General features: G+C 41.6%; 28 protein-coding genes. 3 read left to right on the forward strand and 25 right to left on the reverse strand.

The features are described from left to right. Positions 1 to 116: 116 nt before the first annotated feature. Positions 117 to 1,373 carry a hypothetical protein gene (locus tag IWA51_RS01455; RefSeq protein WP_198442885.1) on the forward strand — a complete coding sequence of 419 codons (1,257 nt, stop codon included), beginning with the start codon at positions 117 to 119 and terminating at the stop codon, positions 1,371 to 1,373. 30 nt (positions 1,374 to 1,403) lie between these two features. Here the strand turns inward: IWA51_RS01455 and IWA51_RS01460 are convergent, their stop codons facing one another. Then, positions 1,404 to 1,616 carry a ribbon-helix-helix domain-containing protein gene (locus IWA51_RS01460; protein WP_198442886.1) on the reverse strand — a complete coding sequence of 71 codons (213 nt, stop codon included), beginning with the start codon at positions 1,614 to 1,616 and terminating at the stop codon, positions 1,404 to 1,406. A gap of 344 nt (positions 1,617 to 1,960) precedes the next feature. After that, positions 1,961 to 2,161, reverse strand: coding sequence for a DNA-binding protein (locus tag IWA51_RS01465; RefSeq protein WP_198442887.1), 201 nt, complete (start codon positions 2,159 to 2,161; stop codon positions 1,961 to 1,963). Between the two features lie 437 nt (positions 2,162 to 2,598). Here IWA51_RS01465 and IWA51_RS01470 point away from each other — a divergent pair, with 437 nt between their 5' ends. After that, the gene (locus IWA51_RS01470; RefSeq protein ID WP_198442888.1) at positions 2,599 to 3,093 is read left to right on the forward strand and encodes a hypothetical protein; all 495 of its coding nucleotides are present in this window, start codon (positions 2,599 to 2,601) and stop codon (positions 3,091 to 3,093) included. On the opposite strand, the gene IWA51_RS01475 is transcribed toward IWA51_RS01470, so the two are convergent. The 22 genes from IWA51_RS01475 to IWA51_RS01590 all read right to left on the reverse strand — a co-directional run bounded on the left by IWA51_RS01475 (position 3,090) and on the right by IWA51_RS01590 (position 19,788). Continuing rightward, a complete protein-coding gene (locus IWA51_RS01475) occupies positions 3,090 to 7,001 on the reverse strand; it encodes a phage tail protein (protein ID WP_198442889.1) in 3,912 nt (1,303 codons plus the stop codon). The genes IWA51_RS01470 and IWA51_RS01475 overlap by 4 nt on opposite strands. Next, positions 6,979 to 7,347, reverse strand: coding sequence for an NlpC/P60 family protein (locus tag IWA51_RS01480; RefSeq protein WP_198441895.1), 369 nt, complete (start codon positions 7,345 to 7,347; stop codon positions 6,979 to 6,981). Before IWA51_RS01480 ends, IWA51_RS01475 begins: the two co-directional genes overlap by 23 nt. Beyond that, the gene (locus IWA51_RS01485) at positions 7,347 to 7,808 is read right to left on the reverse strand and encodes a hypothetical protein (protein WP_198441896.1); all 462 of its coding nucleotides are present in this window, start codon (positions 7,806 to 7,808) and stop codon (positions 7,347 to 7,349) included. Before IWA51_RS01485 ends, IWA51_RS01480 begins: the two co-directional genes overlap by 1 nt. Further along, on the reverse strand, positions 7,805 to 8,149 hold the full coding sequence (locus IWA51_RS01490; protein WP_198441897.1) for a hypothetical protein: 345 nt from the start codon (positions 8,147 to 8,149) through the stop codon (positions 7,805 to 7,807). Before IWA51_RS01490 ends, IWA51_RS01485 begins: the two co-directional genes overlap by 4 nt. After that, positions 8,146 to 10,710 carry a hypothetical protein gene (locus IWA51_RS01495; protein WP_198442890.1) on the reverse strand — a complete coding sequence of 855 codons (2,565 nt, stop codon included), beginning with the start codon at positions 10,708 to 10,710 and terminating at the stop codon, positions 8,146 to 8,148. The genes IWA51_RS01490 and IWA51_RS01495 overlap by 4 nt, the downstream gene beginning before the upstream one ends. Before the next feature lie 253 nt (positions 10,711 to 10,963). Then, positions 10,964 to 11,521: a Gp15 family bacteriophage protein gene (locus tag IWA51_RS01500; RefSeq protein ID WP_215905257.1), complete on the reverse strand. Its 558-nt coding sequence runs from the start codon at positions 11,519 to 11,521 to the stop codon at positions 10,964 to 10,966. A gap of 80 nt (positions 11,522 to 11,601) precedes the next feature. Next, positions 11,602 to 12,123: a hypothetical protein gene (locus IWA51_RS01505; RefSeq protein ID WP_198442892.1), complete on the reverse strand. Its 522-nt coding sequence runs from the start codon at positions 12,121 to 12,123 to the stop codon at positions 11,602 to 11,604. A gap of 4 nt (positions 12,124 to 12,127) precedes the next feature. Beyond that, a complete protein-coding gene (locus tag IWA51_RS01510; RefSeq protein ID WP_198441901.1) occupies positions 12,128 to 12,541 on the reverse strand; it encodes a hypothetical protein in 414 nt (137 codons plus the stop codon). Next, the gene (locus tag IWA51_RS01515) at positions 12,528 to 12,887 is read right to left on the reverse strand and encodes a minor capsid protein (RefSeq protein WP_198441902.1); all 360 of its coding nucleotides are present in this window, start codon (positions 12,885 to 12,887) and stop codon (positions 12,528 to 12,530) included. Before IWA51_RS01515 ends, IWA51_RS01510 begins: the two co-directional genes overlap by 14 nt. Continuing rightward, positions 12,884 to 13,225: a hypothetical protein gene (locus IWA51_RS01520; protein ID WP_198441903.1), complete on the reverse strand. Its 342-nt coding sequence runs from the start codon at positions 13,223 to 13,225 to the stop codon at positions 12,884 to 12,886. Before IWA51_RS01520 ends, IWA51_RS01515 begins: the two co-directional genes overlap by 4 nt. Continuing rightward, complete coding sequence (locus IWA51_RS01525; protein ID WP_198441904.1) at positions 13,225 to 13,611, reverse strand: hypothetical protein; 387 nt, start codon at positions 13,609 to 13,611, stop codon at positions 13,225 to 13,227. Before IWA51_RS01525 ends, IWA51_RS01520 begins: the two co-directional genes overlap by 1 nt. 125 nt (positions 13,612 to 13,736) lie before the next feature. Next, on the reverse strand, positions 13,737 to 14,630 hold the full coding sequence (locus tag IWA51_RS01530) for a hypothetical protein (RefSeq protein WP_198441905.1): 894 nt from the start codon (positions 14,628 to 14,630) through the stop codon (positions 13,737 to 13,739). A 12-nt stretch (positions 14,631 to 14,642) separates the two neighbouring features. Further along, on the reverse strand, positions 14,643 to 15,194 hold the full coding sequence (locus IWA51_RS01535; RefSeq protein ID WP_198441906.1) for a phage scaffolding protein: 552 nt from the start codon (positions 15,192 to 15,194) through the stop codon (positions 14,643 to 14,645). A gap of 92 nt (positions 15,195 to 15,286) precedes the next feature. Further along, a complete protein-coding gene (locus IWA51_RS01540) occupies positions 15,287 to 15,739 on the reverse strand; it encodes a hypothetical protein (RefSeq protein WP_215905252.1) in 453 nt (150 codons plus the stop codon). A gap of 52 nt (positions 15,740 to 15,791) precedes the next feature. Then, the gene (locus tag IWA51_RS01545; protein WP_198441908.1) at positions 15,792 to 16,067 is read right to left on the reverse strand and encodes a hypothetical protein; all 276 of its coding nucleotides are present in this window, start codon (positions 16,065 to 16,067) and stop codon (positions 15,792 to 15,794) included. Then, entirely contained in the window at positions 16,068 to 16,517 is a 450-nt protein-coding gene (locus IWA51_RS01550; RefSeq protein WP_198441909.1) for a hypothetical protein, read from the reverse strand. Then, entirely contained in the window at positions 16,499 to 16,846 is a 348-nt protein-coding gene (locus IWA51_RS01555; protein ID WP_198441910.1) for a hypothetical protein, read from the reverse strand. Before IWA51_RS01555 ends, IWA51_RS01550 begins: the two co-directional genes overlap by 19 nt. A gap of 51 nt (positions 16,847 to 16,897) precedes the next feature. Then, positions 16,898 to 17,173, reverse strand: a complete 276-nt coding sequence (locus IWA51_RS01560; protein WP_198441911.1) for a hypothetical protein — start codon at positions 17,171 to 17,173, stop codon at positions 16,898 to 16,900. Position 17,174: 1 nt separating this feature from the next. Beyond that, positions 17,175 to 17,861 (reverse strand): hypothetical protein, encoded by a 687-nt coding sequence (locus IWA51_RS01565; protein WP_198441912.1) that lies wholly within the window; start codon positions 17,859 to 17,861, stop codon positions 17,175 to 17,177. Continuing rightward, on the reverse strand, positions 17,858 to 19,249 hold the full coding sequence (locus tag IWA51_RS12770) for a collagen-like domain-containing protein (RefSeq protein ID WP_215905253.1): 1,392 nt from the start codon (positions 19,247 to 19,249) through the stop codon (positions 17,858 to 17,860). The genes IWA51_RS01565 and IWA51_RS12770 overlap by 4 nt, the downstream gene beginning before the upstream one ends. A gap of 3 nt (positions 19,250 to 19,252) precedes the next feature. Further along, positions 19,253 to 19,639 (reverse strand): hypothetical protein, encoded by a 387-nt coding sequence (locus IWA51_RS01585; protein WP_198441913.1) that lies wholly within the window; start codon positions 19,637 to 19,639, stop codon positions 19,253 to 19,255. Then, positions 19,639 to 19,788: a hypothetical protein gene (locus tag IWA51_RS01590; protein ID WP_198442893.1), complete on the reverse strand. Its 150-nt coding sequence runs from the start codon at positions 19,786 to 19,788 to the stop codon at positions 19,639 to 19,641. The genes IWA51_RS01585 and IWA51_RS01590 overlap by 1 nt, the downstream gene beginning before the upstream one ends. Before the next feature lie 50 nt (positions 19,789 to 19,838). On the opposite strand from IWA51_RS01590, the gene IWA51_RS01595 reads away from it, so the two are divergent. Then, complete coding sequence (locus IWA51_RS01595; RefSeq protein WP_198442894.1) at positions 19,839 to 20,144, forward strand: hypothetical protein; 306 nt, start codon at positions 19,839 to 19,841, stop codon at positions 20,142 to 20,144. Positions 20,145 to 20,364: 220 nt separating this feature from the next. Here IWA51_RS01595 and IWA51_RS01600 read toward each other — a convergent pair whose 3' ends face one another. Next, positions 20,365 to 22,053: a phage minor capsid protein gene (locus tag IWA51_RS01600; RefSeq protein WP_198442895.1), complete on the reverse strand. Its 1,689-nt coding sequence runs from the start codon at positions 22,051 to 22,053 to the stop codon at positions 20,365 to 20,367. Between the last annotated feature and the right edge of the window lie 3 nt (positions 22,054 to 22,056).

Below are 22,056 nucleotides of genomic sequence, written 5' to 3' on the forward strand. Positions count from 1 at the left end.
TTTTATACTGACAGATTTTGATGTCAAGCCCTTTTTTTTAAAATTGACAAAATTCACTAAAGTTTTTTCTATAGCCGTTCGAAGAATGAGATGGGTGGGTCTTTTTTGGAGGAAATATGAAAAGACCGAATCTGCTTGAACTTAAAAAGAAATACATTCCGCTTCGTGCAGCCGGCAAAATCACAAACAAGGAACTTGCCTATTACCTTCATATGACAGTACAGCACAGTTCTGTTCTGGTTTCCAGATACAAGAAAGAAGGAGAAAGTTGTTTTATAAACGGACATACAGGCTTACACTATAATCCCAACAGAGCAAAACAAGAAATTCGCGATAAAATTGTTCAGCTGTATAAAGAAGAAGGTTGTATCGCAACTTTTGCAAACTTTGCACGTGACATAAAAGACTTCTACCATATCAACTGTTCTGCGCGTGTTGTAGTGTCCGCGTTAAAAGAAGCCGGAATAAAATCACCTAAAGCAAGAAAAACACAGCCAACAAAAGCAAGCCACCGCCCGCGCCCGGAAAGAAAACACAAAGGAAGCCTTGTCCAGATAGACGGAACCCCCTATGATTTCTTTATGGACGGGACAAAAGTTACTGCAGTGGGCGCAATAGATGACGCTTCTCACTCTCTTTTGGGAATCCATTTCAGTATTGCCGAATCCAGGATGTCTTATTTTGAACTTTTCCATCAAATGGCAGAAAAGCATGTGCTTCCGGAATCCTTCTATACCGACTGGTCAAGGAACTTCATTTCTGTTGCAAGAAACAATGCCAAAATGTCGGTAGAAGAAAGAATTGAATATGCCAAAGACCACAAAACCGAATACATGAAAATCTGCGAAAAACTCGGAATAAAGACAATCTTTGCTCTTTCTCCCGAGGCAAAAGGCCGTGTTGAGCGTATGTGGCAGACTCTGCAGCTTAATCTTCCGATAATGTTCAAAAGGCGCGGAATAGACACAATAGAAAAAGCAAACAAAGCAGCTTCATGGATATGCGAATGGTGGAACAAATACTTTTCAATAGATCCACTCGAAGAAGAGGAACGGTACATAACTCCACCGTCAGACATTGACCTTGAAGACCTCTTTTCAGTCCACAAAGAAGTAACAACAAGGCATGACGGTATATTCTCTTACTGTGAGCACGATTTCAAGATAGACGGTCTTTCATGGGGCGGAGAGAAAATCAATCTTTCAATCAGTTACAGAAACGGCTTCCGTGTCTTCTGGCACAATTCCTGGCGCCGTGCAAAACTTCTGGACGGACTCCAGCGTACATACGGCGACACATTGTCCAATACAGAATATGAACTTCTTGCAAAGACACTGGACGCCGATATGCATACAAACTGCGTGTGCGTGTAAAAAAGCCCCGGGCAATTCCGGGGCAATTGATTAGTTTAATATTGAATCAATAATAAATCTACTTACTGACTTGCCAGAAGCCGCCGCGAGTTTTTTAATCTCTTCTACTTCACTTTCAAGGCAAGATATAACTATTCGCCCGGTATTATAACCAGTTTTTGATTTTGAAGCAGTTTGGCTCCCCTTAGGTCTGCCTTGTCCACTTCTTTTACCGCCCCAGTTTTTATGTTCAACTGTTTCCATTTTTCTTATCCTTAATTTTTAGAATTATTCTTGTAACAGTGCATATTGTTGACAAAGCAAACAAAATACACAAAATAATTTGTAACGAATTACTCATAATTGACGCTCCTTATAAATAACAATATAATATAAGGGCAAGTCTACGAAACTTGCCCTTGTTGATTACCGTTTCTTGTATCGGTCAATCAACTCAAGAATAAATCTTACGATGTTCGTTATTGTTTCGACCAGTGCGAACACCGTAAGAACTTTTTCAAGGATTGTCATATTTTATTACCTCCTGATCAACTCTTGATAATTCTATATTATACTATTTGTTTAATTTTGTCAATAGTAAATCAAGATTATTCTCCCTTACTTCTGGGAACACCTTTTTTCCAACCTTTGCCTGTTCGGTTTTCAAAACGTTTGCAGTCGTCTTCAGTCCAGTTAAAGGGACTTATTCCGTTAATTGGCTCTCCACGCTGTACACCATTATTCTTTGCCCAACGTGCAACGGAAGCAATACAGACACCATATTTTTCAGATACTTCTTTTGTAGTCATAAAAAAACTCCTTTCACGGCGGAATAAAATCCGCCCAAATAAATTAAAATTGAATTGCAAAAATCAAAAATGAAATTGACAATGCAAGTAACATTATTGAAATAATAGAATCTAAAATAAGTTTAGTTTTATGCACTTGAAACTCCTTATAAAAAAAATTATTATAAAGGTGCTAGATTTTACTCTAGCACCAACTTGTTACAACTTCAGAGCGAAGATGAAACAAGCAACTGCGAACAGGAGCAAGGCGATAATTTTAACGCTCTTGTTCGCTAACTTCCAAATTTTTAGAAGTCTTTTCATTTTTACCTCCTTATGTATATAATATATATCGTTATATATTATTAGTCAAGAGGGTTTCATAAAATATTTGATTTTTTTTAGTTTATTTACATAAATATATTAGTTAATGGATTTTGATTTTCAAAGAGGTTTTTATGAAAAAGTATTTTATTTTATCTATAATTTCTGTTGTGTTTTCTCTTGTTTCCTGTAATTCCCTTTTCGATTCTGTATTAAAAAAAGATACCAAAATCTTAAATTCTTCAAGCCATACCGTTACTTTTACGTTAGAAAATTATAATGCTGAATCTTATACGTTAGCTTTAGGCGAAAGTATAACAAAAAATTTGTATTCAGATCCGCGTCTAATTTTTGTTAACAATCCACGGGTTTCTGTTTCATATGATGATTCTTTGGTTACCATTCATGATTCAATAAAATACTCTTACACATTTACAAATCTGTTGGGCAAGAAAGTAATTATCAGTGAAGAAGGAAATTATTTGGGTGACACTTACGGTTATACATTAACTTTGGATGGTCAACAACAGAGGACTGCAAATGTTTATTCTCCCAATCCCAAGTTCACGTGCTTTCTTGACGACACGTCTACGGATGTTTCCGATTTTGTAATTATTACAAAAAATTAAGACAACCTTAAAAAACCATTGCTGTCTACCCATACATAATTATTTACAGAAGGAGCCGCTGTTGGAATATTCATAAACTTAAGAGTGGCTCCCGTCGTTGTTATTCCTATTTGCAATTTCTTCCCAATCGTTCCTTTATAAGTTCCTGTTATATTATTATAGTATCCATCGATTCTTCCAATTTCTGTGCTGCCATTATAAAAAATTATTTCTGCCCTGTACAATCTCCCCGATAAAGATTTTGTTATATTAAATTTTGAAAAATATACGCCTCCTAAATATCCTTGTTTACTTATAAGCATACTTCCGTGAGTTCCGACTATATATTCAGACGCTATGGCCCATACATAAGTGGTTGAAACATAGTTTTTTATATTTGTATCACCTTCTGGGGTTGCATTAGAAGCAATTATAGTTTCAGACGAAATACTGCCCCTAAATGTGCTATTGCCGTCTATGTCAATATTTGTAAATATTCCATTCACAGCTTTAACATTATTGAATTCGGAACTTCCATTTCCATCTATTTTGAACCCTGCAAGAGATTCATTGTAATTAAAACTTCTTACAGATCCTTGTGACCCAATAACGATATTTTGTGCGAAAAGACTATCTACATCTATCAAATCTGTTTTGATTTTCCCGCCGTCAATTATCGATGTCGAAGTTCCGCCGTTGTTAAATACAACCTGTTTTGCGTCAATATTAAGTTCCCCAACAGCAACCTTTATCTGGTCTGCGGTTAGTTCAATCTGGCTGGCAAGAAGGCCGCCTTTGACACACGCGTCCCACAGTGGCTTGACTGCCGCCTCCGGGTCAGCATTCGCTTTGATTGCGTAACTACCTTTAATCGCAGTGCCCGACGCGTCTGCAAGCTGTTCATACACTGCCGCAACAGCCGATTCCGAAGATTTCTTCACCATTTTGGCACGCGTGTCAGAGTCAATAACAACAGGCAGTTCAAGAGAAAGCGACATATGCCCTTCCTTGTCACCGCCTCGGACCATAGCACCAACGTATGAGCTCTGTACAGAAACTGTTGACTGTAGAGTAGATATGTTTGTGTTTGCGTCTTCCAAGTCCGACTGGTCAGCCTTTGTCTTAACGGTAGCCGATATTTCTGTCGCAGTCTGTTGCAGAGTAGATATATTCGTATTCGCTTTATCCAGTGCCGACTGGTCAGCCTTTGTTGCAACGGTAGCCGATATTTCTGTCGCAGTCTGTTTCAGAGTAGATATACTCGTCTTTGCTTCGTCCATGACGACGTTCATATCCTCGTCTTTGATTTCTGTCATTGAATTGGCAGTTTTCAGCGCTTCATCTACCTTGGCAAGAATAGCGTCAACAGATGTTCCGTCAAAGTCTATTTTGTGCACATTCGTAAAATGGTTGCCGTGGGTCATTGCGTTGACGGCTTCCTGCGCCGCATCAATTCCGCCCTTTTCTGCTGCCTGTTCGGCAGCCTTTATTACACCGTCAAGAATATTGCTCTGGTCTGTTGTTCCGCCGGTCTTATTGGGTCTGTTTGTTACATTCGATGTATAGGCGGGTATTGTTCCGTATTTGTACATTTCGGGAACATAATCTTTGAGCGTAAGAATATAATTCCGTCCGTTCGGTTCCGCGTCCATAATCTTCATGCGGCTTCTTATCTGCGTAAACTCTCCGTCAGTGTCGAGCCGGCCGAAAGATATTGTATCGCCATGCCCCGGAAGAACATTGTCGCTTATTGAAACATTACTTGTAACCTTAAGTGTATGGGTTCTTGCAGTGCCTTCCGCATTGCTTACCTTAAGATAAAGAACGCCCCTTTCAGTTCCTGCGCACGCATTCACGATAATTCCACATGCGCTGTCTGTAGGGAAGTCTACAAATCCGTCAAGGTTAATCTTTGAAAGAACCCCGCCCGAATACTCCGCGCTCTTTATTGTTGTACTTCCAAGTCCTATGGCAAGAGCTTTGTGCTGTACGTCCACACAGTCAAAAATAGGATAGTATGCACCGACAGGGCCCACGTTTACCGTCATGGTTCTTGGCTGTGCACTTTCTGCCGCCATTTCGCGCCATGCGTACTTGTAAATATGGTCGTGCGTTGTAATGTAGTCACGGCTCAACTTGGTCAGCGTGTCTGTTGCCGGATCATAATCTCCGCCGTCACGCATGAATGTTTCTGTGTCCGAACTGTATTCTGCATCCGAGTTAAGATAAGTACAGCGTCTTCCGTCTGTCTGTCTTTTGAACTCCTTGCTCATCTGGAACGAGATTATATTGTCACTGTTAAGAAGTGCAACCGCATAGGAGCGCGCACTGTCTATTACAACTTCAATCTTGCCTGTAGACGGGTCATAGACAAGAGCGGCATTTGCATTCTGTAAAAGTGTCTCAATGGTATTCTTCTTTGTGGTGCCGTCAAGAATGGCGCCGTCTGCATAAAAATTGTTTGACTTACAATATTCATAGAACGCGCCAAAAGAGTCCAGATCCAGTTCCGAGTCTTCGTATTTGCTCGGTGAATGAGTATCACTCGTAAGCACTTCAAGAACCCAGGAAGCAAGGTTCCGCGTCGGTGTTTTGTCTGTACTCCAGGATGTTCCGTTCCAGGTTCTTGCGTAGGAAGTGCAGGTCACATTGAAGGCGTCAAGATTGTCTTTAGTGTTTGTGTTTGCAATCATGCGCAGTGCAATGCGCGTACACTTGTCAGAAAGATTGTCTTCGAGAGGCTTTGCCGCAACCAGTGCCGACTTGCTGCTCTTTTTTGCATCATAGCATTTTGTCTGTACGGCAAGAAGGTAAATCGTGTCATTTGCATTGCTTTCAGCTTTCGCCGTTGTGCGTTTTACCCTTACAGCCATATTCGAGCCGAACGCCTGTTCCGCGGTGAATGTCTGTGTTGCAACAAAGCGCATCTGTTTCTTGGTTCTGTAACTGAATGTATTCGAGTATGTCCCGTTCTGGTTAAAACCTTTCGAGAACCTTTCCCATACAGGATTGCTGGCGTCTGTACAGTATTCCACTGTAAGCGTAATGTCCTGATTCTTCCACCCGTCGTCATATTTACGGCAACCGTCAAGAAGAACTACAACTTCAACCTGCATTGCGTGTTCCGGAAGATTTTCAACAACGCCTGCTTCCCACTCTTCCTGTATCTCCTTACCTTCATCAGCGTCAGATCCGTCAAAATATCTGTGCGGTATTTCTGTATTAAGTTCGTTGCTCACCCATTTCTCGTTGAACCTCGAATCGAGCGTGAAGCTTCCGCTCTGTATAATTTCAACGCGGTTTTCACTGTCCCCGTATGTTCCTTCGGCTATGGTGGCCGTTCCGCTCAATTTTCCGTCAGCCCATGACTTAAGGTCCGTCGTCCCCAGCGAGATTTTGTTGATTGCGGTTTTTGCATATCCTATTTCCATGACTGCATTGTAATAACTCTTTGAACCGTTTGCTCCGCCGAAAGTATAGAATGGCGAAGAAAGAAGATACGGCGTCATAAGAGTCTTGCCTATAATGAACGGCAGCGTATTGCCTGTAGCAATCTGGTTTTTTGAACCTTTGACAAAAGGAAGCTTCGCGCGTGTCTCTGCCGCCGCCTTTGCAGCTGCAGCCTGTTTGTCCATTTCTGCCTGCATTTTGTCGTTCTTGTCTTTCTGCTCGAGTGCAGTACCGAATGCGCAGAATCCGAGTATCGCCGCACCGCCAACGACAATGGCAGTGACGGGGTCTTTCGGCAGACGGCGAATAAAGATAACGTCATCTTTTTTTGCGACATAATCTGCCTTAAGTTTTTCACCCTTGCTTATAATAAGACTTTTTTCTAAATCAATGCCTTTTACAATGTCGCAGATTTTTCCGTCATTATTGTAAATGTCGCAGTCTTTGCCGACTCCGTTATAAACGTATATCAATGCCATAAATATTCCTTACCGGGAGTACCCCGATTCTGTTTATGCGGCTTCCGTTCCGCGTTTCATGTATGAATTCTTTATTATTAATACAGATCCCTATATGCAGGTTTCCGTTATCCGCCGTCATCTCCAGAAGCGCACCTTCCCGCGGTTTTTCTATTCTGTGTACATTCAGAGTGGGGGCGTACACGTCTGCAAGTTCCGCATTGTGGTTTTCATATACCACATCATTCAGCTTGTACCCGAATCTTGCAGCTGCTTCTATCGCAAGGCCGTAACAATCCATGCCGTTATGGTCTCTTCCGTGGTCCTTGTACGGAATGCCAATAAGGTCGTCAATATCTGCCGTCATTACGCATTACCCGGATTGTTTTCGTTGTCAAATACCACCGGCGGAAACGTCATCGAAAGTCTGTCGTCATTCGTGAAGCTCATCTGCATCTGGTATCCGTTGTTTATGGTAACGCTTCCGTACTGGTGTCTGTAAAAAGAAAGCGGTTCTACGTCAGTCCCGTTTTTGAGAATGCCGACAGCATTTACCGACATCGTATGTGTCGCAAGATCTGCCCATGCAGAAAGAGAATTGTCTGCAACAGAAACGTCAAGGCTTCCGCCCTGAACAACTCCGCCCCTGACCTTTGGCGGTGTATATTTGAATGCCGCCGCCTTGTACGTCTTGCCCAGATAAACAACGTCTTCATTGTTGTTTACCAGGTAAATTGTCTCATAGCCCGGCGCAATAAACTGAACAAGATACGGCAGTGAAAAAGAACCGCCTTTGTCCAGCGCGTCGTATATATCTCTTTCCGTCATGCTTCCGTAAACTCCATAGCCCATTCATTGTATCTCTGTCCGCTCCCTTCCGGCACAGAAGACAATCTGTATTCGGTATTATAATCACCGCCCGAAAGGTCCCTGAATAAAAATGTTCCGGCACCACCGCCCAGACTTATTCTGAACCATGTGTCAAAAAGTTTTTTCTCTGCTTTTGTCCATCTGAACTTTACGGAGAATTTTCTTATTGTTCTTGTATTCCTCGCATACGTGACAATGCGGCCGCTGTCATATTCCTGTGACTGCGTGTTGCCCACATAACCGACTGTTACTCCGTATGCCTTATTGTTAACGCCCGAAGGCCATGCAATCGCACTCATAATATCACCGTTCCCGCCTGTCTTGTATTCATACCTGCTATTCCGCCGTCGTATGAACCGTTGATAAAGCCTTCGTTTATATGTTTATCCAGTATGTCTATCACAACAGAATAGTCATTTTTCTGTCTGGCAATCGCATTTACCCTGTCGCTCTGGCTGTTGTTGATTGTAATGTCCATTCCCTGTCCGCGGCCTGCCATAAGTCCCAGAGCTTTCATCTGTCCCTTCGTGAATATACCTTCGCCCGAATTGACCATAGCGGGAACTTTGTCACCGCTGTAACTCGTACCAGGAACAATACCACCCGTTGCAAACTTCGGCGGTGTAGGTTTGGACTGTGCAAGGGAAGCAAGCTGTACCGCCCCGGACACTCCAATCAGAGCGCCGTTAATAATTCCCATAGGGTATCCCTGTGCAAGCGCCTTTGTAATACCTTCCGCAATGTTGGCTGTTGCCGTCGCTACACTCATAGTCCACTGCGCCATTTTAACCTTGTATTCTTCCTGCGCCGCTTTCTTCTGAATCTCATTCAGCCTGTCGTAGTATTCCTCTTCATTCAGTTCGCCGCTGGCATACTTCTTTTCTGCTTCCGCGGTTTCAAGGTCCGCCTGTGCAGAAATATTGTCGCTCATCATTTCGCAGGCACCGTCCACAATATCCTGTGTCTGCTGCATTACACTTGCAATGTCTCCTGCAACTTCCGAAATCTTTTCCCTTTGCTTGTCCAGGGACTCGTTATTTGCATCTTCTATTTCCTTAAGAATTGCCTTGTGTGCTTCTGCCCACTCTTTGTCAATTTTTGCCTTCTCTTCGGCAGTAATCTTTTCTTTATCAAGTTCTGCATCAAGAAGGGCAAGGTCTGCTTCAAGGGCGGCTTTCTTTGCTTTATGCTGTGCACTTTCGGAATACTGCGACTTCACGTCCTCCGCACTGCGTTCAGCCTCTTTTGTAGTGTCTTCAACTTCGGATGCAGCTTTTCCCAGATCCTGAATTATCTTGAGCCGCCTTCCCACCGCGTCTTCAAAACTCATTCCCTGGAAAGCCGGGTCTTTCATCATATCAAGAACTACAGCCATCGCCGCTGTATATTTTCTCTGCGCCTTTGTTTTCTCATCTATCTGCTCTGTACTCGCGATTTCTTCTCGCCTTATGTTTTCGGCTTCTTCTGCAATGGCCGCGTCTATCTTTGCCCTGTATGCATTGCGTGTTTCAAGGGCCTGTGCCTTTTCTGCCTCGCTCTTTTTAGTTTCTTCTGCTTTTTTCTGCGCTTCATTTTCAAGAGCCAGCTGTTCTTTCTTTGCTTTTGTTTCTTCAACAATGGCGTCATATCTTCCGGTTTCATTGGCTTTGATAACGCCGCTATAATATGCAAGCTTTTCTGCATCCTCTCTGGTCATGTCATAGAAATTTGCAATATCAGAAATTCTCTGCTCATTAAGCTGGTCCTGAGGCATGTAATTGTAAGTCATTGAATCAAAAATTTCCGATATTTCTTCTGCCATGTGCTCAATCTCTGTAGCAGAAAATTTTCCCGAATTAAGAAGTGCCTGTCCGGCAGACTCTGCAAATATTGACTGAATACTTGCGGCCGCTTCTTTTGCCGCCTGTTCCGCAGCTCTTTTTGCTTCCTTTGCCGCTTTCTTTGCGCTCTCCTTCGCTTCTTTCTCTGCCTTTGCAGCTTCTTCTACAGTCTTTCCGCTTCCGCCGTTTTTTCCGTCCAGAATCTTTGCAAGTTCAACGCCTTCTGCCTGTGCTTCAATAATCGCCTGTTTTGTTTCAACAGACTTGTTCATCGCGTCAACAACATTCGTCAGAAGTGTCTGTGCAGAATTTTTTACATTGTCCACGGCAGGAGCAAAGTTTCTTCCAAGTGCTTCCTTGAAGTCTCCCCACGTATTGGAAAGTCTTTGGGAAGAACCTGTTGTCTGTGCAACACTTTCGGCCATGCCCTTGTACTGGCCTGCAATAACCTTTACTGCCTCACCGTTCTTTAACTGTTCCGTTGTAAGGCTTTTTATCTGCGGAATACTTTCTCCCAGTTCTCCTGAAAGTCCGCCATAAGTCTTGTTAAGATTGCGCACCGCACTTTCAAGGCTCATAGTACCGCTTGCAGCAACATTGATTGAAGCGGCCATAATGTCCATAATTTCCTGTTCCGTTCTACCACTTGCGGCAAGCTGTGCCATAAAAGGAAGAAGTTCTTCATCGCCAAAAGTAGAAACAGACTGCAGTTGTGAAGCATACGCTTTAAGATTTTTTACAGACTGCCCGTCAAGATAAGGATTATTCTGTGACGCCGTCTGAAGCTGCGTTTCAGCCCCAATCTGTACACGGTAAGCGTCATTTACAGCTTTTATTCCGGAAGCAACACTATTAACTGCCTTTGTTACCCCGGAAAAAGCAACCCCGACACCACTAACGGTCGCTCCTATATTAGAAAGCCCTTTGGCTATTTTATTGTCGGCGAGTTTTGAAAGTGTTTTTTGTAATCCTTTTATTCCTTTTTCAGCACCACTTGTATCAATTTCAGTTCCAATGCTTACTTTTCCATCGTCTGCCATTATCTTGACTTCTCCTTATATTGTGCTATACTCACTTTAGTGAGGTTGCCTATGAGTTCTTTTATTTTCTTTACGGGCATTGCTGTCATTGTCATACTTTATCTTCTTATGCATAACAAAATTGACTAAAACACCAAAAAGGAACGTGAATTATGGTCACTTTCATTTCAATAATCATCACCGCAATCCTTGTTAAACTCGCTTATAATTGGTGCAAAAACCACCTTGACGACGATGTCGAAGGCTTTGCCGACTAAAACAGCGCATTAAACGCGTCCAGTTTATCCTGCTCGTCATCAGTAAGCTCGTCGTCCAAACTCCACGCCTCGCGCAATCGTGTCATCGTTGTTTCATACTTTGTTCTGTCATAAGGATTAAAACTCCTGTAACCTATAACATCAGTCAGCTTGCAGTCTTTCAACCCCGCAACAAGAGCGCGAAACTCATACCAGTGCATATCTGCATTCAAAAGATTTATTCCGTAACATTGCAAAAAGGCAGAATAAATCAAATCACTGTCTGCCGTGTAATCAAAAACTTTTTCACCGTCGTTTGAACCAGTCTCTTTTGGAAATTCAGTTTTTTTACAGTAAAAGTCATACAGAGCTTCAAAACCTTTTACCAGGTCTTTCGGTTTTTCAAACTTATACAAAAACATAAACTCACTCATATATTTCTTTTCAGCCATAAGACGGTAAAACATAAGACCGTACCTGAACGAAGTTTGAATTTCGTAACTTACGCCGTCAATCAATACGCATTGAGCCTGTTTGCTTTCAACTTTTGTAAGGTCAATTAATCCCATATACATATAGTCATTTTTAAACAAAAAAAGCCCTCCGGCACAAAGCAGGAGAGCCTTTTTTACACTTTTTTTAATTTTAACTTTTTTTACAAACCGCTGCCGTCAGCAGTATAAGAGCCTTCTGTAAAGACCGGTGTTCCGTCAGTAACAGTAGCATATCCTTTTTCAATGCCGCCGTTAAAGTACAAATCACAAGTCAAAGTACCTGCCACACTGTCAAGTTCGTTTGCAACAAAGCGCGCATTCGGTGCCTGCCAAGCCTTAAAGTGAGTTTGTTTTTCTGCTTTGGGATCCAATCCTTCCTGAAAGAACACAATAAGAACAGGCATAGAAGCGTCGCTTCCAACGTCCATATTGAAGAACTTCGGAAAAATCTTTTCATAATCCGGTTCGCCTTTGTACATAGTCAAAGCCTGGTTCAAACTCGGTGCATAGTGATCAAGTTCCGTAGTCGGTGTTTCGTCCGCTATGTAGTCAAATTCATTTGTAACCGGATTCATCGAAAGATTGAACGCAGTTGATTTTCTGATTCTTGTCCACGAAGTTTTGCCTTCTGCAGTGTCACCTACAAAAAGCGCAATCTTGTGTTTTTTAATGAGTTCACCCATTTTTTTATTCCTCCAATTCGTTTATATCATACTGGCAGTCTATCGCCGTAATATAAGTTGAATACTTTTTTTCATCAGTCCCCAAAAACTGTGCAGTAACTTCATCTGCAAAATCAATGTCGCTTCCGTCTTCACTTACAAGCGTCATTCCGCTTAAGTCAGTAACAATTTTTTCAACAAGGTTTCGCGCCGTCGTTGCGTTTTTCATACATACAGAAAAGTTTATATTGCACGTTACGCGTCTGTCCGGAGCGTCCGCTTCATCATCAATAAATGCTTGTACAGAAACAGGCAGAACAGAAATCACAATCGAATCAATTTCACCTTCCGGACGCATGTCATTGAAAATCTTTATCTTTTCCGGAACAAACTTTTCAATATGCTTTTTTATAGCCTTGAGTGCTTTAGATGTATTCATCTATAAGTTTTCTCCATTTTTTCAAAAATCTTGCCTTTGCCGCCTCAAACCACCGTGAACACGCGTTCGGGTTATCCTGCTTTGAATGGTCAAAATCATCTCCATAATATTGCGCTTTTGCATAAGGTGTGTGCCAGATAACTTTACCGCTTCCCGGAACAGTATTCATAATTCCAGACTTTTTGAGCGTCCCCGTGTAAACAGGAATAAAATAATTGGAATCCTTGAGCACCTGACTGTCGAGCGCTTTCTGTGCCATTGTTGCATTTTCTGCCACACGTTCCATAATGCGCTTTTCATCAACATCAACTTTAATATTTGAAAAAACAATTCTGCGCTTATTCATACAAGAGTAGCCTCATAATGGTGTATAACTCCCATTACCTTAAACGGAACAACACTTTGAACAGTGTACTTTGTGCCGGTCCAGGTAATTCCCATATCAACTTCCGGAACAAAACAAGTGCCGTCAGCCCACTTTGCGCGCCCATCACAAATCAAAAGCATAGAATCAGTAAAAATCTTGCCGCCGTTACCGTCAGAAATAGTCTTTCTTATATTGGTTACCGCAACATTCGCCACATTTTCCGAGACTGGTACTCTGTTCCGATCCTCGTCATAAGTCCAGCTTTTTTCTGCAAGAACACTATCGCAAAGCCATTTTTCGGGAATAAGTTTTGCCATTATCTCACTCCAGGAACATAATCGCAGTAAAGGCGGAGCCACTTCATTTTCTGCTCGGCAACGCTCTTTGCATTCTTGTCAACAAAAGAATCAAAAACTTTTCCGCCGGTAGAGTAGGAATAAGCGCCAAGACTTTCAGAAGCAACCGCATTGTCAGCCTTACCGCTTTCAATAAGAGAAGCCTTGTAATCAACTTCACACATCATACAGACCGCGCTGTCAATCCCGTTTTCTTCACGCTCAAAAACAAGACCGTCAGCAACAAGATTTTTTACAAAAAGAATATTTTCAGTCTTGTAAAGGTCAAAGGAAGCCTCATCCGGAACAACAGCCCGCCCCAAAGTAGAAGAGTAGAAAGTATAATTTACATTGTCGAACTGTGCCAAAATAAGGCCTCCTTTTTTTATTTCTTTCCTTTGTCCGATTTGTCATCAGACTTGGAAGGTCCGTTTGTTTTCGGTTTGCCGGGTACAGAAACCCGACCTATAACTTTCGCCATAGGTCAGCCTCCTTACGCTACAGAATGCAGATAAATACCCGCAGTCTTGTTTTCGTAAACATCGCAGAGAGCGTAGTTTCTGTAATTGAACTTCCAACCGTCCGCGCTCTGGTTTTCTTCCGGAGAGAAAACAGAAGGAACAACGTGTTTCTCAAACTGAATGACTGCCGATTTTTCAACAATCATAAAGTTGATGTTCTGACCGGCGGCAGTTTCAGGATCTGCAGTAGCCGCGTGTTTTACATAACCGCCCTCGGTCTCTCCGGAAGTAGTACCGTCAAGCTGGTCAATTGCCGTGTAGAATCTTGACTGCGGAACAGTTACAAGACGGCTTCCGAAATTTGCGATAATTTCACGGCTCTTTGTTGTGTCCATTGCTTCAATCAATCTCTTGATTGTTGGTGTCACAAAAAGAATGCGGCTTTCTTCCGGAACTTCATCGTCGTCCATTTTGCTCATTGCAGCAGTGATTGCTTTAATTGCATCTTCACCGGTAGCAAGAACACCCTTTGCAGAGTTACCTGCTTTTCCTGCATACACAGCAAAACGGAAAGCGTCAATTTCAGGAACAACCTTTACACGAATGAATTCAGAAGAAAGGCGTCCGAAAGCAACACCGGCTGTTTCTTCATTGTCCATAGCGTCAATCGTAAACGAACGGCCGCGGTCAAAGTTTGCCTTGATAGTTTCGTTGGTAAGCGTAACATCGCCTCCAACGTAACCCGAATTTCTTGAATAGTCCGCAAGTCCCTGCATAGAGATTTTCGGAACAATAAACTCATTTGCGCCGGCACCGTTTGCGATGTTGGCAGCATTTGAATCAAGAACAGCACTTTTTGAAGCGTTCTTGTAAACTTCATCAAGAAGCGAAATATACTTCTTGAACAATGCAACTGCATTTCCCATTTTTTACTCCTGTTATTTTAACGGCGGCAATCCCATAATTTCGCGTGTTCTTGCCACATCGTCATCTTTTCTGTCAGCTCCAGTCTGCGTCATACTCGGTACAGTAGGAGGAGACGGTTTGTTTTCATCAAGCAAAATGTTCTTCTGGTCCTTAATCAGTCCGCCAAAAATATCGTCAAGACTTTTGCCCTTGCTTTCGTTACCGTTCAGAGCTTCTGCAAGTTTACCTGCAATAGCGTCTCTCGTAATAGAATTGACAAACTTCTTTTCAGAAAGATAGTCTTTTACTTTTGCCTGTGTTTCCATTTCTGCAATACGTTTTGCAGAATCCGCTTCCTGTGTTTTTAACTTTTCCGAAAGTTCAGCAATCTGCTTTTGCAAGTCTTCCGGCTTCAATGCTTTGAATGCTTCAAGTTCTTTAGTCGCGTCTGCAAGATTCTGTTTGAGAGTGTCCCTGTCAGAATACTTTGCTTTTTCGCGTTCAATGTCCTTGCCGCTTTCTTCCTGAATCTTGGCAATAACTTCTTCAGTAAGTCCAAGACCTGTTAAAAACTCTTTTGTCATTTTTCCTTCCTTGAGTTGATTTATAGAGCGCCACTGCAGCGCTTTCGAAGTAAGAAAAGTTTTGAGCCATTCTCACGGGCTTATATATATAGTCATTTTTGTTTCAAAGAATCAGATTCAGCCAATAAGGAATCTTTACATTGAGTTTGATTCTTAAAAATATCAGACATATTCGTATAATTATCGCCATTGTAAGTGCCAGCGCCGCTACCGTTATTATCTTCGCTCTGGTCGCCAGCTTCTTTTCGTATACGCTCAATGTCACACTGTAATCGTTCAACTTCACGTTCGTAGCCTGTAAAGAGGTATTCAAGTTTTTCAATTCCGTCTTCAATACTTCTACTTGTTTCGATGAGCTTTCCAATTCGTTCTCTGCTAGAAGAAGTTGCTCCGTCAAGTGCGTTGACTGTTGCTTCAAGTTTTCCAGCTGTTCGTGAATTTCCGTCGACAATGTCTGTATGGGTGATTTCTGTACTTCTGCACCCTGTGCAAAACAAACAGAAGCAAAGAAAAAAAACAGACATAAAACTAATTTTCTTAAACATCTCATTTTGTCTCCCTTTTTGTAAAATAATATTTTTGACTTGCGTCTACATTTCATTGTTCTCTTTCCTTTTTTCCTGCAACTTTCTGAACAACATTACCGCCAATATAGGCAATAAGTTCAGTCCCAAACATAAGCCCAAGCCCCGTAAATCCCTCCGGCAATGAAAAATCCATAAAAACGGCAATTCCCTCAATTACAACAACAAGCGTTGCAAGAATCCCGCACCAAACAGTCAAAATCCATTTTCTTGACACATACTTTTTCTTTTCTGCGTCAGAAAGACATTCTTCAATTTTCTTGTATTCTTCGTAAGTCTGCTCTGCCATTTATGCTTCCTTTTTGTGCGGCTTTAAAATACGCTGGGACGCAATCTTCCCGTATTTTGCCGTAAGAGAATTTTCAATCGGCTCAAAATCTTTCCGCTGGAAGTGAGACAAAACATTTCCTGTTTTTTTTCGTTCCCACCTTTGAACACAATACTCACCGTCCTTCGTTGCGTAAAAAGCCGCTTCTTTCCTTACATCCCACTTTACGCCCGTCATCATCTCAAGAAACAATCCCGGGTATTCAACAAAGAAATTGTTATCGTCGTTTCTGTCGTCCGCGTTGTAATGAATGTAGCCTCTGTCTACCGCGTCAAACAAAGAATCAAGAACATCAATATGCTTTCCGGAATATTCTTCTGCAATATCAATAAGACAAAGCGCATAACACCCCGCTTCTCCCGCTTCCGACAAAAAAGTCTGTATTCCGTTTCTTAATCTAGTTTTTGACATTTAGTTGCTCCGTAAAGTCTTTCAATCATTTTGTCCAGTTTAAGGTTCATATGCTGAACTTCCGTTTTTGTGTCTGCTACCGTCTGTGCCATAGAATCAATCTTCGTAGAAAGCGTCGCAATAGCCGTATTGTGAACATTCACATCATGATACAGCCCCTCAAACTTCACGCGCGTTTTTTCACGTTCTTCTTTGTCACGGCTTTCATTTTCTGCAACACGCTGTTCCATTTTTCCGAACCTCACCGAAAGACGCGCCATTGTGCCGAGAATTGATATAATGAATCCTGCCACCGCAATGGCACAGGAAATAATCGCAGTAGTACTCACTTGTTTCTCCCACACTTATAGTCATTTTTACATTGCTGCAAGTTCAGCCTGTCACGGCACAATCAAAGCATGTTCCATGCTTCTGTCGTGATATATTTCAGGGTAATTTGTTACTACTTTATAGTCTGTATCAAAACAATTATTGTCTGACATATACATAAACGGTCTGCCCCAGAGTTCAAGACAGTCTCTTATATCTGAAGCTGCAAGTTCAAATCCTTCAGGTGCTTTCTGACAAAAAGCGTCAAGTATGACTTTTTTGTCAACAGGTTCATACATTGATACATCTGTATCTTTAAGTTTTACTGAATCATAAAAAATAATCATTTCAGTCAATTCCTTTCATATAGTTTGCATACAAAACAGATGATACATCTTCATTTGATTTTAATTTATTGTAGATTTCTTCAAACAAAGACTTGTCAAAGTTTGGTTTCTTTTGGAAGTGTACAGTATTGCCTAGATGTGCCACACCCTTAATTTCAAGTGGTGATAAAGTATCAGAAAAACAGTCATTCAAAATTATCTCATCTTGAAAAATTGCTCCTGTTTCAATAATAGGCAGATTTTCAAGTTTTTCAGAAGCATTTACGATATTCCCGACATAACACAAACTTCTTGTGTAAAATGTTTGACCGTTATCACCTTTGACTGCTTTGCAAGCCAGTTCAGTTGTATTGCTGAATTCTATCGGTGCAAAACAAAATACATCGGTATCAAAGAAAAGAAAATCATTGTCTTCCTGCATGGCACGGAATAGATTATATATTCCTGTCCCCGTATAAGAATATGATTGTGTAAGTTTTTTTGAAAAAGTATCGCTCCAGTCATCAAGAATAAAGTTAAGATTTACTCCATCGAGGTATTGCAGAAGCGTTTCTTTTGTTTCTTCCGTATCGTAATAAATATTAAACTGGGTGTCAGGGTTATGAATATGTACAGACAGTATGCTTAAAACTGCATCATAAATCCATTTTTCAGAAATAAAATTGGCAACTGAATAATATATTTTCATATAAATTTTACTCCAACATCAAAGTGATGACTGTTATTATCAAGAGTTTTGTAAACTACTGTTCGTCTAATAGTTTTGTTTGTTGCAGTGGAATATACTCCATCTACTGCAATAATATAATTGAACCTTAATTCATAATGTGGACGAAAACCTGATGAGTTTTCTACTTTTGTTAGTTGAATATAATACAAACCTATTAACGGACCCTCAAAATGATACGAATCTGGGAAAATATCTTTGATATAATCTGAACCAATTTTTATCGGTCGCATGGCTCGTGTTGTTCCTGAAGGTATGTAATTGACAAGAATATTTACAAGCTGTTCTGTTGTATAACTACCAGCCGCAATATCAGGTACCTCACCATGAAATTGTGTAACATATTTCCAAAGTTTGTCCAGTTTCGTCTTGTCTGCTGCACTCATCAATCCTGCTTTTGTAGTAGTGGCTACATCAGTAACACCGGGTACCCCCTGCTTTCCCTGTGGTCCTTGAGGGCCTGTCGCACCAGTTGCTCCCCGTGGCCCAGTCGCACCTGTCGCACCCTGCTTTCCCTGTGGCCCTTGAGGCCCTGTAGCACCTTTAATTGAATAAGACGCAGTACAAGTAATACTTACATTTGTTCCGCTTACCGCAGTAACTTTCCAATAACAAATCGAAGAGTTTCCTGCACAAAAATTAAATGCAGTTTCTCCTACAACCGGTGTTCTGTTGAATTGTGATGTAGTTGCTACAGCGGAACTGTCTTTTGAATAGCTGCCAATAAAGTTAACAGTCAACGCGAGCCCTGTTTTTCCAGTATCACCTTTCGCGCCAGTAGCGCCTGTTGCTCCTTTCGGTCCCTGCGCACCTGTATCACCTTTCGCACCAGTAGCGCCTTTTGGCCCCTGTGGCCCTGTCGCGCCAGTTGCTCCACGTGGTCCTGTCGCACCAGTGCTTCCTTTGGAACCGTTTTTAACGCTGAATGTGCTTGTTGTGCCGTCTGTCTTTTTTACAGTGATAACGTTCGTACCACCGTCAGCAGTGCTTGCCGTAGTCTGTTCTACAGTCTTTATTCCCACACCTGTTGCTCCTTTCGGTCCCTGTGCACCTGTTGCTCCACGTGGTCCAGTATCACCTTTCGCGCCAGTAGCGCCTGTTGCTCCTTTCGGTCCCTGCGCACCTGTATCACCTTTCGCGCCTGTAGCACCACGTGGTCCTGTCGCGCCCTGCTTTCCGTTTCTCACATTAAGCAAAGATTGCTGTCCGTCATGGAAAGTTGCAGTCCACGTGTTTATGCCTCCGCTTTCTGTACTTTCCACTGTCTGTTCAAGTCTGATTGTTTTTTCATTGTAAGAGCGCGGGATCAGAAGATTGTCCGCTCCCGCTCCTGATATAACACTTGCCATACATTACCCCACAAAACAAACGTTTATTCCGGTCGCTCCGCTTTTTCCTGCATTAAAATCTATGCAGCGAACACGAATACCGGTTACAGAGTTTGCAATCATCTTCACGCGTGACGATGTATATGTTGCACTGTCACTTTCTACAGGTGACCAGTACACCGTAGCCCCGTTTGACCCGTTCCCATCCGAACCCAGATTGTCTACAAGGTTGCCTGTAACTTCGATTGCAAATGTTGCACTTGCCCCAGTCGGAATATTTACAAACACGCTTACAGCTGCAATCCTGTCGGGCGGAGAACACCATATGCATTTGCCTGCACCTATGTTTCCTTCATAAGAAATACCTGTCGTTCCGTTTCTGGAACGCGGCGTTACTCTCGAATAGTCCATTAACTTTCACCTTCCTTTTTTTCTGCCGTTGTTTCTGGTTCCGCTTTCTGTGCATTCAGCAAAGCATGAAACAGCTGAACCCCTGTATCTTTCTGCAGAAGATAATTGATAAGCGCAGAATAGGTCTGCTCATTTATAATTCTGTCCATACACCTATAGTCATTTTTAAAAATTGACTATAAGGGCAGAGGTAAAGCAAATGAAAAGATTTTTAATTTTCTTGTTGGGCTGTTTCTTGTTTTTTGGGTGTGAATATAGTCTAAACCGCACCGTAGACAATTCTGAAGGAACAGGTATCCCCAATAACGTTGCACACATTGAGTTCTGGAATGGCGGAAGTAAAATCGCGGAAGCCAACAATGCTCACATCACAATAAAAACAGAAGCAATGTGCAACCTGTATGGCAAAAATGTCTCTTTTTATAAATACATTGTTGACACAGACAAAGGCTCCGTTACAATCATTGACAGTGAAGCCCTTGCAATTTTATATGTGGTTTATTAGCTCTTATATTGCCGATGTAAATGAAAAAGGGGAGTTTGTACTTTAATGGGTTGCATAAATTACTTTATCAGCAAAATTACAATCTCTTATACGTTTTGATGCATGATACAAAATATTATTCTTTTCTGTTTCAGAATCAGAAAGAAACCCGGATACTGAATCAAAATATATTTCGTCGGAATCTTTATCAATAACGATTATCCCGTCAATACCAACAGCACTAACTTTGTAAGAGATTTTTGAGCCGTTCTCTGATATCTTTTTGAATGTCATCATCTGTTAAATCTCCTTTCTTTAATTTATACTCCCAAGGGTAAAGTTTGTCAGCCTCTAAGTGTGCTTTTTCTTGGCTGTAACCATATTTTTTTATTAAAGTTAATTCCGTCAATTCATGTCCAAGTAAAATTTTATCAATTTCTGTTGGATTCCCTTGTTCCAGTCTTTGCCAAGCGTGAGCTATATCGGCAGCGGGGGCAAATAATTCTTTATAACCATTCCCTAAATCATGCTCTTCCTTAAAAACATGATTCCTTATTTGTTTTACATCTTCAACAGAAAAACCTGAATTTTGTGCAACCTTTTTCACATCACTTTCAGATTTTCTATTTCTTATAGAATTATAATATGTATTTGCAAAATTTTCTTGTCTTATATTTTCTTCAAACGGGTCTTTCTTTTTGCCACCTGTAACTGTTTTACTTTCAAAAAGAGCTTTCGGCTGTTTTCCGCTCTTCGTGCCGATATACTCACGCTCGTAATCTCTTTTTAATCCTGTTTTGTCCGTAAAGTCCTGTGCTATTTTCTGCCATTCACCGAGCTTTACGCGCGCGCTTGTATCGTCCACGCCGCCCGCTTTCTGAATATCTGCCGTGCGTTTCCACTGTCTTATCTTTCGTTCAATCGCTCTCTGCTTCTGCCGTGCTTCGTACTTCGTCATCAACTTGCCGTTGTACTCAACATCTTTTTTGTTCATTTCCTTTAAGTCTTTACCGTCATAGTGTTTTTCCATTCCGGGAAAGTATGGATAATAAGAGTGACGGCAGTTTATTCCACAAATACCAGTTGCAGTTCCTGGCTTACAGACTTCTTCAAAAGAATCATAAAACACACCGTCAACTTCTCTTGCTTTACCGCGCACATAAACTTTTCCCTGCCATGCTGCGTGTTCAGGACGTGCTCCCTCGTGTGCGTCAACTTCTACAAGTTCAACACCCAAATCTTCACAATTACGTTCTGTAATTTCTGCACAGGTTTGATTTATTCCTGTCATAACATTCATTCTTACAGCCGCTTCAATCGAAAGACTTCTTGTTTCTTTTTTGTAATTGTAATTTACGCTTGTCCTGTCATTCTTCGCAAGTGAGTTTACGCTCTGCTTTATTGCACTGTCATAATCAAAAGCCCCGGAAGCAACTTTCATATAAGCACTGTTGCATTCTTCAACAAAACGGCTTTCCGCATTGCTTGCAATCGTCTGCGTAAGACGCACAAGACCTTCATAATCTGCCTTAAACTGATTATTGATAATGTCAGTAGTAGCCGCGCCCTTTGCAATCTTCCCGTCAGAAAGTTTCATGACAGTAGCTTCAAGGATCTGCTTCTGGTTGTCGCTCAAATGTGCTTTATTGTACTGCGCCAAATCTTTCTGTGCAGATTTCTGTACAGCTTCTTCAAAAAGCCTTTTGAGTTCTTTCTGTGCCTGTGCATTGTATTTTACAAGAGCCTTGTTGATAGATTTTTTAAGACTTCCCAGCTCGTCAAGAATCATCATCTGCCATTGTGAAGCGTCAGTAACCTTACCGAGTTTTGAAACACGGCGCGCAATATCGCACGCAATGTCCGCTTCAAGTTGAGAATAAATCTTTACCATTTCATCGGGAAGTCCTGCAAGATAAGACGGAGTAAGCATTCG

This window comes from Treponema peruense (genome assembly GCF_016117655.1).
In the GTDB taxonomy this organism is placed as follows: domain Bacteria; phylum Spirochaetota; class Spirochaetia; order Treponematales; family Treponemataceae; genus Treponema_D; species Treponema_D peruense.